Origin of the sequence: Chromobacterium subtsugae (assembly GCF_035919665.1) — a bacterium.
Taxonomy (GTDB): Bacteria; Pseudomonadota; Gammaproteobacteria; order Burkholderiales; family Chromobacteriaceae; genus Chromobacterium; species Chromobacterium subtsugae.
Genome location: NZ_CP142381.1, coordinates 4,102,668 through 4,115,065 on the forward strand (window position 1 = coordinate 4,102,668; position 12,398 = coordinate 4,115,065).

The following is a 12,398-nucleotide window of genomic DNA, read 5'->3' on the forward strand; positions in this document are numbered from 1 at the left end:
GGCGGATGCCTGATGACGTCAGCTTTGCGGCAGCAAGCTGTCTCGCGTCAGCAGCGCGGCGAAGTCGTCGGCCGGCAGCGGCTTGGCGATCAGGTAGCCCTGGACGAAATCGCAGCCCTCCTGCTCCAGGAACTGCCATTGCTCCATCGTCTCCACGCCTTCGGCCACCACCTGCATGTTCAGGTTCTTGGCCATATTGATGATGGCGCGGGCGATGGCGCTGTCGTCGGCGTCCTGCGGGATGTCGCGCACGAAGGAGCGGTCGATCTTCAGCTTGTCGGCCTTGAAGCGCTTCAGGTAGGACAGGCTGGAGTAGCCGGTGCCGAAGTCGTCGATGGACAGCCTGAGGCCCATGTTCTTCATATTGTCTATGGCCTGGATCGTGGCCTGCGCGTCTTCCATGATGATGCTCTCGGTCACCTCGATGTCCAGCGCGTGGCCGGGCAGGCCGCTGGAGGCCAGCGCGTGCTGCAGCTGCTCGGCCAGATCGGGCTGGCGGAACTGTAGCGCCGACAGATTGACCGCCAGCGTCAGCTCCGGCAGGCCGGCCTGGCGCCAGGCCACCAGCTGGCGCGTGGCTTCGCCGATCACCCAGTTGCCGATCTGCACGATGAAGCCGCGCTCCTCCGCCACCTGGATGAAGCGCACCGGGCCCAGCAGGCCCAGCGACGGATGGTTCCAGCGGATCAGCGCCTCGGCGCCGACGATGCGGCCGCTTTGCATCTCCACCTGCGGCTGGTAGTGCAGCACGAACTCGTCGCGCTCCAGCGCGAAGCGCAGCTGGCTTTCAATCGCCAGGATTTCGCGGGCGCGGGCGTTGAGATCGGCGGTGTAGAACTTGTAGCTGTTGCGGCCGGACGATTTGGCGTGGTACATCGCCGCGTCGGCGTTGCGCACCAGGGTCTCGTAGTCGCGGCCGTCGTCCGGGTAGACGCTGATGCCGATGGACGGCGTGATGGTGATCACATGGTTGTGCAGCTCGATCGGGTTGGCGAACACCTCGCGCACCCGCTCGGCCGCCAGCGCCGCCTCGCCCGGATCGGACACCAGCGGCAGCAGCACGATGAATTCGTCGCCCCCCTGGCGCGCCAGCATTTCGCCCGGCCCCAGCACAGTGCGGATGCGGTCGGCCGCCACCTGCAGCAAGGTGTCGCCGGCCGAGTGGCCCAGCGATTCGTTGACGGTCTTGAAGCGGTCGAGATCCAGCAGCAGCAGCGCCAGCCGCTGGTTGTCGCGCACCGCGTTGTGGATGGCCAGCTCGACGCGGTCCTGCATGTGCATGCGGTTGGGCAGGCTGGTCAGCACGTCGAAGTGGGCCAGGAACTGGATGCGCTCGTCGGCGGCCTTGCGTTCGGTCAGGTCGCTGAAGATCGCCACGTAATGGGTGATTTCCTCCAGGCTGTTGCGCACCGCGTTGATCGCCAGCCATTCCGGATACACTTCGCCGTTCTTGCGGCGGTTCCACAGTTCGCCCTGCCAGGAGCCGTCCTCGGCGATGGCCTGCCACATCTGGTCGTAGAAGGGCTGGTCGTGGCGGCCGGACGACAGGATGCTGGTCTTCTGCCCCAGCACCTCGTGCTGGGTGTAGCCGGTGATTTCGGTGAAGGCGCGGTTGACGCTGCGGATGCGGCGGTCGGCGTCGGTGATCATGATGCCTTCGACGGTGTTCTCGAACACCTTGGCCGCCAGCTGCACCCGCTCTTCGGCGGCGCGCTTCTCGGAGATGTCGCGCACCATCCGCCACACCGCGTTGATGCGGCCGAAGGCGTCGCGCATCGCCACCGTCTTGACGCTGACCGGCACCTGGTTGTCGAAGCGGTTCAGATAGGTGGCTTCGAATTCGTCGCAATAGCCGAAGCGCAGCACCTTGTTGTCGAGGTTGAAGCGCTCCAGCGCCTCGCTCTCTTCGGCCACCAGGCTCCAGAAGTTCTGCTGCTTGAGCTGGTCCAGGCTGTAGCACATCAGATTGAGGAAGGCCGGGTTGGCGTCTATCACCTGGCCGTCCAGCGAGCTGATGACGATGCCGTCAAGATTGGACCAGAACAGCTCGCGGTATTTGTTCTCCGAGCGGCGCAGCGCGTCCTCCACCTCGCGGCGGCGGGCGATGTCGGCCTCCAGCGCCAGCGTCTTGGCGCGCAATTCGTCGACCAGCCGCTTCAATTCGGAGCGGGTCCACTCCAGGTGGGTGCCGAGCCGGCCCAGCTCGTCGCGGCGCGACCACTCGAACGGCGTATCCAGCTTCAGCTCGGCCAACAGCCGCGCCTGCTCGGTCAACAGCCGCATCGGACTGAGGAAGCGCGAGTGCAGGATGCTCATGATCAGCATGATGGACAGCACCAGCTGCGCCGCCAGTATCATCAGGATGTTCTTCACCTGGTTGCTCAGCGCGATGGCCAGGTTCTCGTTGTCGAACTCCATCGTCACCTGGCCGATGGCCTCGCCGCGGTAGATCACCGGCTTCTCGACGTAGGACACGCTGCCGATGCGGCGCTCGCTGCGCACCGAGGACAGGAATACCTGGTTGGACTGGGTGTCGGTGACGCGGATGGAAATCACGCGCGGGTCTTCCATCACCGACGAGATCAGCGGATTGCCGGCCTGGCGGCTGAGGTTCCACAGCGGCTCCTGCATGCCCAGCGCGACGATGTCGAGCAGACGGCGCTGGTCGGTTTCCAGCTGGGTGGTCAGGTTGTCCTTCTGAATGTTGAAGCTGAGATAACTGATGATGGAGGCCGGAATCAGCAAGCCGAGTATCACGGCGATGAGAAACACATCCCTCAGATTCAAGCCAGAGCTGGCGGTGGATTTATCGTCTGCTTGTTGAGCCATGTCGCGCTAGTCTTTGTTCGCCGAAAAGTCGGTGATCGAATGCCCTGAGTTGAATTCGTTTGTGCAATCAGCAGTATACACCGGCCGCCGCCGGCTTTTGGCCGGAATATTCACCAGTCATCGCTCCTCGCCATTTTCAAGCACATCCGCGGCCGGCGCGCGGCGGATATTAAGGAATCGGCGCCGCGCATTGCCTTGCCTTGCCGCTGGGCCTAAAATCCACGACACTTTTTGACCAAGCATTCAGGATATGAACCATGCCGCAGTCACGTTATGAAAAGATTATCTCCGCCCGCTGGATCATCACCGTGGAAACTGACGGCGAAGTCCTGGAAAACCACGCAGTCGCGATCAAGGATGGCAGGATTGCCGCCATTATTCCAGCGGCGCAGGCCGCCGGCCTGGATGCGGACGAACGGCTGGAGCTGCCCGATCACGTGCTGATGCCCGGCCTCGTCAACCTGCACGGCCACTCGGCGATGACGCTGCTGCGCGGACTGGCCGACGACAAGGCGCTGATGGACTGGCTGACCAACCATATCTGGCCGGCCGAAGGCAAGCACGTCCACGACGACTTCGTGTTCGACGGCGCGCTGCTGGCGATGGGCGAGATGATACGCGGCGGCACCACCACCATCAACGACATGTACTTCTACAACGCCGCGATGGCGCGCGCCGGCCTGGCGTCCGGCATGCGCACCTTCGTCGGCTGTTCCATCCTGGAATTCCCGACCAACTACGCGGCCAACGCCGACGACTACATCGCCAAGGGCATGGCCGAACGCAGCCAGTTCCTGGGCGAAGACCTGGTCACCTTCACCCTGGCGCCGCACGCGCCCTACACCGTATCGGACGACACCTTCCGCAAGGTTGTGACGCTGGCCGAGCAAGAAGACATGCTGATCCACTGCCACATCCACGAAACCGCGGACGAAGTGAACAACAGCGTCAAGGAACACGGCCAGCGCCCGCTGGCCCGCCTGCAGCAGCTGGGCCTGCTGTCGCCGCGCCTGGTGGCCGCCCACATGGTGCACCTGAACGACGCCGAGATCGAACTGGTGGCCAAGCACGGTCTCTCCACCGCCCACAACCCGGCCTCCAACATGAAGCTGGCCTCCGGCATCGCCCCCATCCCCAAGATGCTGCAGGCCGGCATCGCGGTCGGCATCGGCACCGACGGCGCCGCCTCCAACAACAAGCTGGACATGCTGGCGGAAACCCGCCTGGCCGCGCTGCTGGCCAAGGTGGGCACGCTGGACCCGACCTCGGTGCCGGCCGCCGCCGCCATACGCATGGCCACGCTGAACGGCGCGCGCGCGCTCGGCATCGCCGACAAGACAGGCTCGGTCAAGGAAGGCAAGGACGCCGACCTGATCGCCATCGACCTGTCGGCGCTGGAGACCGCGCCGGCCTTCGATCCGATCTCGCACGTGGTGTACGCCGCCGGCCGCGAGCAGGTCAGCCACGTCTGGGTCAAGGGCCGCGCGCTGCTCGCCGGCCGCAAGCTGACCACCCTGGACGAATCCAACTTGAAAGCCCGCGCCGACGATTGGCGCAACCGCATCCTGGCGAAGTAAACGCATGAGCAATGTAGACGAACTCGAAATCGACAAATTCAGCCAGCTGGCGCACAAGTGGTGGGACAAGGACAGCGAATTCAAGCCGCTGCACGAGATCAACCCGCTGCGGCTGGACTTCATCGACCGCCACGCCTCCCTCGCCGGCAAGAAAGTGCTGGACGTCGGCTGCGGCGGCGGCATCCTGGCCGAGAGCATGGCGCAAAAAGGCGCGCAGGTGACCGGCATCGACCTGGCCAAGAAATCGCTGAAGGTAGCGCAGCTGCACAGCCTGGAGTCCGGCGTGCCCATCGACTACCGCTGCGTGGCGGTGGAGGATCTGGCAGCGGAGATGCCGGGCGCCTTCGACGTGGTGACCTGCATGGAAATGCTGGAGCACGTGCCCGATCCGCAAAGCGTGGTGCGCGCCTGCGCCCAATTGGTGAAGCCGGGCGGCTGGGTGTTCTTCTCCACGCTGAACCGCAACGCCAAGGCCTATCTGCTGGCCGTGGTCGGCGCCGAGTACGTGCTCAACATGCTGCCGCGCGGCACCCATGAGTACGCGCGCTTCCTCAAGCCGTCGGAGCTGGGCCGGATGACGCGCCATGCCGGCCTCAGCCTGCAGACGCTGAGCGGCATGGGCTACAACCCGCTCACCCGCATCTACTCGCTGAACGACGACACCGCTGTCAATTACCTGATGGCCACCCGCCTGCCGGCCGCCTGAAACGGGACCGACTCCGCCAAGCCCGGCCCCGCGCCGGGCTTTCTTCATTCCGCGTCCAAGTTTGGCTTTTTCTGCCCTCAGGCAGGCTTTTTCGCAAAAAGCGTGTCAAACAGCATAAAAATCCAGGCCAGCCCGTCAACACAACATCAAAACATGCGTTTTAACCCTCTGGTTGATATCATGACCGCCCCAAGCCAGGCGGCTCGACACGCGCCCGGCGGCATGGCAGTGCCGCGGGCCAGGCTTGGCCGCGGCATTTGGATACAAACAGGCTGACCAACAAAATATTGCCGGACAATCCTGCATGGCCATGCCGTACAATACTTATGAAAACGAAAAAAACGCTTTCCGGAGATGATTCATGACTTTCAAGGCCAACGACCTGCTGACCGAGCAGATCGCCCAATACCTAGGCAAACAGATCATCCAGGGCGACATGCAACCGGGCGAGCGCATCCAGGAATTGCGGATCGCCGCCGAACTGGAGGTCAGCCGCGGCTCGGTGCGCGAGGCCTTGCTGATATTGCAGCGCCGCCATCTGGTGGACATTTTCCCGCGCCGCGGCGCGGTGGTGGCCAGCATAGGCGCGCGCGACGTGCGCGATTTCTTCGACCTGTGGTTCCTGCTGCTGGATCGGGTGGCGCAAAACCTGGCCGCTGGCTGGCAGAACGACGACCTGGCGCGCTTCATCGAGCTGATGGCCCAGCTGGAGGAAGACAACCGCCGCGATGACCTGCAGGCCTTCTACGAGCACGGCATCGAATTCCTGTCGGCGCTGTACAACCATGCCGACAACCGCTACCTGACCGATACCCTGAACGACATGCTGCCGCTGACCCAGCGCTGCCTGTACGCGATACTGCGCGCCGGCAAGAGCCAGATGGACAACACCTACCGTTTCCTGGAAAGCCTGCTGAAGACGCTGATCGCGCGCGACACCAGCCGGCTCAAGCAAATGGTGGCCACTTTCGGCCAGGAATACAGCCAGCTGGCGCAAACCGCGGCCGAGGCGCTGGAAGGCCGCCGCTAAGGCACCGCTTGCCGGCACCCGCCGCCCATGAAAAAAGCCGCCGGCTTCCAATGGGAAACCGGCGGCTTTTTGTCGCTGCGGCTCAACGCCGCAGGTAATCGACGAAGGCGTAAGCCAGGCCGCCGGCGCTGACCGCTTCCTCGCGCGAGGCCTGCCGCCAGTCGGCGGCGGAAAATTCAGGGAAGTGGGCGTCGCCGTCGTAGGCGTCGGCGATTTCGGTCAGGCACAAGCGGTCGGCCACGGCGATGGCCTGCCGGTACAGCTCGGCGCCGCCGATCAGGCACACCTCCTCCACCGCGCCGGCCAGCGCCAGCGCCTCCTCCAGCGAGTGGGCGGCTTCCGCGCCGTCCGCCCGCCAATCGGCCTGGCGGGTCACCACGATGTTGCGCCGGCCCGGCAGCGGCTTGCCAATGGAGTCCCAGGTCTTGCGGCCCATGATCACCGGCTTGCCCAGCGTGGCCGCCTTGAAATGCCTCAGGTCTTCCGGCAGATGCCAGGGCAGCTGGTTGTCCACGCCTATGGTGCGGTTGGACGCCATCGCCGCCACCAGGGTCAGCCGCGGTTTATTCTGCGCCGTCATACCGCCACCGCCGCCTTGATGTGGGGATGCGGGTCGTAGCCTTGCAGCTCGAAGTCTTCGAAACGGAAGGCGAACAGATCCGTCACCGCCGGATTGAGCTTCATTGTCGGCAGCGGACGCGGTTCGCGCGTTAATTGCAATTGCGCCTGCTCCAGATGGTTGCTGTACAGGTGGGCGTCGCCCAGCGTGTGGATGAAATCGCCGGCCTGCAGCCCGCATACCTGCGCCACCATCATGGTGAGCAAGGCGTAGCTGGCGATATTGAACGGCACGCCGAGGAAAATGTCGGCCGAACGCTGGTACAGCTGGCAGGACAGCTTGCCGTCGGCCACGTAGAACTGGAACAGGCTGTGGCACGGCGGCAACGCCATCTGGTCCACCAAAGCCGGGTTCCATGCCGATACGATCAGGCGGCGCGAGTCCGGATTCTTCTTGATCATGTCCAGGAGCTGGCTGATCTGGTCGATATGGCGGCCGTCCGGCGCCGGCCAGCTACGCCACTGGTAGCCGTACACCGGGCCGAGGTCGCCGTTTTCGTCGGCCCACTCGTCCCAGATCGACACGCCGTTTTCCTTCAGATAGCGGATATTGGTGTCGCCGGACAGGAACCACAGCAGTTCATGGATAATGGAGCGCAGATGGCACTTCTTGGTGGTGACCAGCGGAAAACCGTCGGCCAGGTTGAAGCGCATCTGGTAGCCGAACACCGAGCGCGTGCCGGTGCCGGTGCGGTCGGCCTTGTCGTGGCCATGCTCCATCACATGGCGCATCAGGTCGAGGTACTGTTGCATGTTGGCGATCCCATCGATAATCGCTGCATTGTACCGCCTGCGCCGCCGGCAGGCGAGGCTGCGGCGCTGGCCGGAACAGCCCGGCATAGGCTACCATTCAGTTTAAAATCAAGACAAAAGCATTATTAAAGCGAGCCCATGGCAGAAGATTCCGACCTCGAACGCACCGAACCCGCGTCAGCCAAACGGCTGTCCATGGCGCGGGAAGACGGCAACATCCCCCGCTCGCGGGAGTTGTCGACGTTCGCCGTCACCATGGCCGGGGTATCGCTGCTGATGAACCTGGGCGGCAAGATCGGCACCTTCCTCGGCGACACCATGCGCCACCTGCTGACCTTCGACCAGAGCACGGTGCAAAGCACCGAGCCGGTGCTGCTGCGCTTCAAGGAAGCCATTTTCGGCGCGCTGTGGCAATTGGCGCCGTTCTTCGCCGGCCTGGCGCTGGTGGCGCTGTTCACGCCGATGCTGGTAGGCGGCTGGAACCTGACGCTGAAAGCGATCGGCCCCAATTTCGGCAAGCTCAACCCCTTGCCCGGCATCAAGCGCTTGTTTTCGCTGAACGCCGTCACCGAAGGCTTCAAAGCCATTCTGAAAAGCCTGCTGATAGGCGGCATCGCCACCTGGTACATCTGGCGCGAGCGCGGCGAAGTCATCGGTCTATTGGCGATGCCGCTGGAATCGGCCATCCTGAAGATGACCGACCTGATCATCCACACCTTCTTCATCGTCGCCTCGGCGATGATCCTGCTGGTGGCGATAGACGTGCCCTACCAGCTGTGGAGCTACTACAAGAAGCTGCGCATGACCAAGGAAGAGGTCAAGCAGGAATACAAGGAAGCCGAAGGCTCGCCGGAAGTGAAGGGCCGCATCCGCCAGATGCAGCGCGAGGCGGCGCGCAAGCGAATGATGCAGGAGGTGCCCAAGGCCAACGTGATCGTCACCAACCCGACCCACTTCGCGGTGGCGCTGAAATACGACGACACCATGCGCGCGCCGCAGGTGGTGGCCAAGGGTTCGCTGAAGCTGGCGGAAAAAATCGTCGACACCGGCAAGGGCAGCCATGTGCCGGTGATGCGCTCCCCCAGCTTCGCGCGGGCGCTGTACTTCAACGCCGAGCTGGGCGAGGACATTCCGGCGCCGCTATACGCGGCGGCGGCGCAAGTGCTGGCCTATATCTTCCAGCTGCAGCAATACCAGGCGGTCGGCGGCCTCGCGCCGGTGTTCCCGGACAAGCTGGAAGTGCCCGCCGAGCTTGACCCCTACAGCAAACGTCCGCAAGATTCGGCGCCTGAAGAAAGCCTATAAGCCAGCATGGACTCCATCCTACAGATCCTCCGCAGCCTCAAGATCTCCCAGCTCGCCGGGCCGGTGCTCATCATCCTGATCCTGACGATGATGGTGCTACCGCTGCCGCCGGTGCTGCTGGACATCTTCTTCACCTTCAACATCGCGGTGTCGGTGATCGTGCTGCTGGTCGGCATCAATGTCAGGAAGCCGCTGGATTTCTCGTCCTTTCCCTCGGTGCTGCTGGTCACCACGCTGCTGCGGCTGTCGCTGAACGTCGCCTCCAGCCGGGTAGTGCTGCTGGAAGGCCATACCGGCCCGGACGCCGCCGGCAAGGTGATCGAATCGTTCTCCCACTTCCTGGTGGGCGGCAACGTCGCCATCGGCATCGTGGTGTTCGTCATCATCACCATCATCAACTTCGTGGTGATCACCAAGGGCGCCGGCCGGATCGCCGAAGTGTCGGCGCGCTTCACCCTGGACGCGATGCCGGGCAAGCAGATGGCGATCGACGCCGACCTCAACGCCGGCCTGATCGGCGAGGACGAGGCCCGCAAGCGCCGCTCCACCATCGCCGAGGAAGCCAACTTCTTCGGCGCGATGGACGGTGCCTCCAAATTCGTCCGCGGCGACGCGATGGCCGGCATCATGATCATCCTGATCAACATCATCGGCGGCCTGATCGTCGGCGTGGTGCAGCACGACCTGCCGGCCGGCCAGGCGGCCGAAACCTATACGCTGCTGACCATAGGCGACGGCCTGGTGGCGCAGATCCCGGCGCTGATCATCTCCACCGCCGCCGGCATCGTGGTGTCGCGCGTCGGCACCGAACAGGACATGTCGGAGCAGTTCCTGACCCAGCTGTTCACCAAGCCTCAGGTGCTGTACATCACCTCGGCGGTGATAGGCATGATAGGCCTGATCCCCAACATGCCCCATCTGTCCTTCCTGCTGATCGCCGGCGCGCTGCTGCTCCTGGCCCGGATGATGGAGCAACGCCGGCTGCGCGACTTGGCCCGCGAACAGCAGGCCGCCCAGCCGCCGGCGCCGCCGGAGCAGCAAGGCGCGGAAGTCAGCTGGAACGACGTCCAGCACGTCGACCAGCTCGGCATGGAAGTGGGCTACCGGCTGATTCCGCTGGTGGACCGCACCCAGGACGGCGAGCTGCTGCGCCGCATCCGCGGCATCCGCAAGAAGATCGCGCAGGATCTGGGCTTCCTGGTGCCGCCGGTCCACATCCGCGACAATCTGGAAATCAAGCCCAACGCCTACCGCATCCTGCTCAAGGGCGTGGAGCTGGGCAAGGGCGAGGCCTATATCGGCCAGTTCCTGGCGATCAACCCCGGCCGGGTCAGCAAGGAGATCGCCGGCAACGCCACCACCGACCCAGCCTTCGGCCTGCCGGCGGTATGGATAGAGGCCGGCAAGCGGGAAGAAGCGCAATCTCTGGGCTATACCGTGGTGGATGCCAGCACCGTGGTGGCCACCCATATCTCCAACCTGCTGCAAACCCACTCAGCCGAGCTGCTGGGCCGCGAAGAAGTGCAGGCGCTGATAGACCACCAGGCCAAGGAATCGCCGAAACTGATAGAAGACCTGGTGCCCAAGGTGGTGCCGGTCGGCACGCTGCAGAAAGTGCTGCAACAGCTGTTGAACGACGGCATCCACATCCGCGACTTCCGCACCATCGTGGAAACGCTGGCCGACCATATCGGCGTCACCCAGGATGTGGACGAGTTGACCGGCTCCGTCCGTACCGCGCTGTCGCGGGTGATCGTGCAGCAGCTCTTCCCGGGCGAAGCCGAACTGCCGCTGATGACGCTGGAGCCTCAGCTTGAAAACGTGCTGATGCAGGCGGTGCAGTCCAAGGCCGGCGGCGGACTGGAGCCCGGCCTGGCGGAAAACCTGCTGTCCAGCGCGGCGCAACAGACCGAACAGGTGGAGATTCAGGGTTACAATCCGGTACTGCTGACCGCACCCGGCCTGCGGCCGCTGCTGGCGCGTTTCCTGCGCCGGGCATTGCCGCAGCTGCGTGTGATTTCGCATAATGAGATTCCGGACAATAAATCCATTCGTATAATTGCGGTAATCGGCGGCAGCAAGGGCTAAGGGCTAATCAATAATGGTGGTGAAAAAGTTCTTCGGGAAGACCACTCGAGACGCACTCAGGCAAGTTCGCGAAGAACTGGGGGCGGACGCCCTCATTTTGTCCAATCGGCCCACCATGGGCGGCGGCGTCGAAATCATGGCGGTGGCCGACGCCGACGTCGCCAACCTGGCCAGCACGCTTTCCACCTCCAGCAGCAAGCACCCGCCGCGCAACGCGCCGCCGGCGGTGAACCGCCCGCAGCAGCCCGCGCCCATCCCGCCCAACGGCAGCGCGGTGAACCGCGCCATCGCCCGCACCTACGCGATGCCGGTGGAGCCGCTGGAAAGCCCGGCGGCGCCGCGTCTGGAAAGCGCCCCTCGGCCGCGGATGGAGCCGGTCTACGCGCCGCCCGAGCCGGCGCAGGCCCCGCCGCGCCAAAGCGCGCAACCGGTCCGTCCAGCCGCCGCGCCCCAGCCGGCCCAAGCGCGCCCGGCGGCGCGGCCGCCGCAAATGCCGGCGTCGCCGCCGCCGACGCTGTCCCACGCCAATGGCGAGGAGCCGGAACAAATGGCGCAGGAACTCAGACAGATAGGCGACGAGATCAAGCTGCTCAGAAGCCTGCTGCAAAGCCAGCTGGCCAGCTTCGCCTGGTCCGACATGGAGGGCAAGGCGCCCAATCGCATCGAGCTGTTCAAGCACCTGCTGGCGATGGGCTTCTCCGCGCAGCTGATCCGCCAACTGATTGAAAAAATGCCGGCGCAATACCAAGCCGAAGTGGCGGTGAAATGGGCGCGCTCGGCGTTGGTGCACAATCTGAAATGCGCCGACGCCGACCGCGAGGTGATGGACCGCGGCGGCATCTTCGCGCTGGTCGGCCCCACCGGCGTCGGCAAGACCACCACCGTGGCCAAGCTGGCCGCCCGCGCGACGATGCGCTTCGGCGCCCAGCACGTGGCGCTGATCACCACAGATAGCTACCGGATCGGCGCGCAGGACCAGTTGCGCATCTACGGCAAGATCCTGGGCGTGCCGGTATTTTCCATCCAGAACGAGGGCGACCTGCAGCTGACGCTGGCCGACCTGTCCAACCGCCACATCGTGTTCATCGACACCGTCGGCATGGGCCAGCGCGACGCGCGCGTGCTGGCGCAGATCGACATGCTGCGCACCGCCGGCCGGCCGATAGAGCGGCTGCTGCTCTTGGCCGCCAACACCGACGGCCATACGCTGGAAGACGTGGTGAAACGCTACCGCGGCGACGGCCTGGCCGGCTGCATCCTGTCCAAGATAGACGAAGCGGTGGCGCAAGGTCCCAGCCTGGATGTGATCATCCGCAACCGGCTCAAGCTGTATTTCATCACCAACGGCCAGCGCGTGCCGGAAGACCTGCACTCGGCCAACGCCGCCTTCCTGGTGGACCGCGCGATGCGCGCGCAGCAGATAGGCTCGCCGTTTTCGCTGCAGGCCGATGAATTGCCCATCATGCAGGCGGCTCAGGCCGGATGGCTGTGA

General features: G+C 64.4%; 9 protein-coding genes. 6 read left to right on the forward strand and 3 right to left on the reverse strand.

The genetic code is table 11. The features are described from left to right. Nucleotides 1–18: 18 nt before the first annotated feature. Complete coding sequence (locus tag U6115_RS19470; protein ID WP_043580433.1) at nt 19–2,829, reverse strand: EAL domain-containing protein; 2,811 nt, start codon at nt 2,827–2,829, stop codon at nt 19–21. 257 nt (nt 2,830–3,086) lie between these two features. On the opposite strand from U6115_RS19470, the gene U6115_RS19475 reads away from it, so the two are divergent. The 3 genes from U6115_RS19475 to U6115_RS19485 all read left to right on the forward strand — a co-directional run bounded on the left by U6115_RS19475 (nt 3,087) and on the right by U6115_RS19485 (nt 6,142). Next, nucleotides 3,087–4,406, forward strand: coding sequence for a TRZ/ATZ family hydrolase (locus tag U6115_RS19475; protein WP_043580430.1), 1,320 nt, complete (start codon nt 3,087–3,089; stop codon nt 4,404–4,406). Between the two features lie 4 nt (nt 4,407–4,410). After that, the gene (gene ubiG, locus U6115_RS19480; protein WP_043580428.1) at nt 4,411–5,112 is read left to right on the forward strand and encodes a bifunctional 2-polyprenyl-6-hydroxyphenol methylase/3-demethylubiquinol 3-O-methyltransferase UbiG; all 702 of its coding nucleotides are present in this window, start codon (nt 4,411–4,413) and stop codon (nt 5,110–5,112) included. 361 nt (nt 5,113–5,473) lie between these two features. Continuing rightward, nucleotides 5,474–6,142, forward strand: coding sequence for a GntR family transcriptional regulator (locus tag U6115_RS19485; RefSeq protein ID WP_043580426.1), 669 nt, complete (start codon nt 5,474–5,476; stop codon nt 6,140–6,142). A gap of 82 nt (nt 6,143–6,224) precedes the next feature. Here U6115_RS19485 and U6115_RS19490 read toward each other — a convergent pair whose 3' ends face one another. After that, nucleotides 6,225–6,722 carry a dihydrofolate reductase gene (locus U6115_RS19490; protein ID WP_043580425.1) on the reverse strand — a complete coding sequence of 166 codons (498 nt, stop codon included), beginning with the start codon at nt 6,720–6,722 and terminating at the stop codon, nt 6,225–6,227. Further along, nucleotides 6,719–7,513, reverse strand: coding sequence for a thymidylate synthase (locus U6115_RS19495; protein ID WP_043580579.1), 795 nt, complete (start codon nt 7,511–7,513; stop codon nt 6,719–6,721). The genes U6115_RS19490 and U6115_RS19495 overlap by 4 nt, the downstream gene beginning before the upstream one ends. A gap of 138 nt (nt 7,514–7,651) precedes the next feature. Here U6115_RS19495 and flhB point away from each other — a divergent pair, with 138 nt between their 5' ends. Genes flhB through flhF form a run of 3 tightly spaced genes read left to right on the forward strand, consistent with a single transcriptional unit; the run spans nt 7,652 to nt 12,398 of the window. Next, nucleotides 7,652–8,818, forward strand: coding sequence for a flagellar biosynthesis protein FlhB (gene flhB / locus U6115_RS19500; protein WP_043580423.1), 1,167 nt, complete (start codon nt 7,652–7,654; stop codon nt 8,816–8,818). A 6-nt stretch (nt 8,819–8,824) separates the two neighbouring features. Further along, complete coding sequence (gene flhA, locus U6115_RS19505; protein ID WP_043580421.1) at nt 8,825–10,906, forward strand: flagellar biosynthesis protein FlhA; 2,082 nt, start codon at nt 8,825–8,827, stop codon at nt 10,904–10,906. A 13-nt stretch (nt 10,907–10,919) separates the two neighbouring features. Further along, nucleotides 10,920–12,398, forward strand: a complete 1,479-nt coding sequence (gene flhF / locus U6115_RS19510; RefSeq protein WP_043580419.1) for a flagellar biosynthesis protein FlhF — start codon at nt 10,920–10,922, stop codon at nt 12,396–12,398.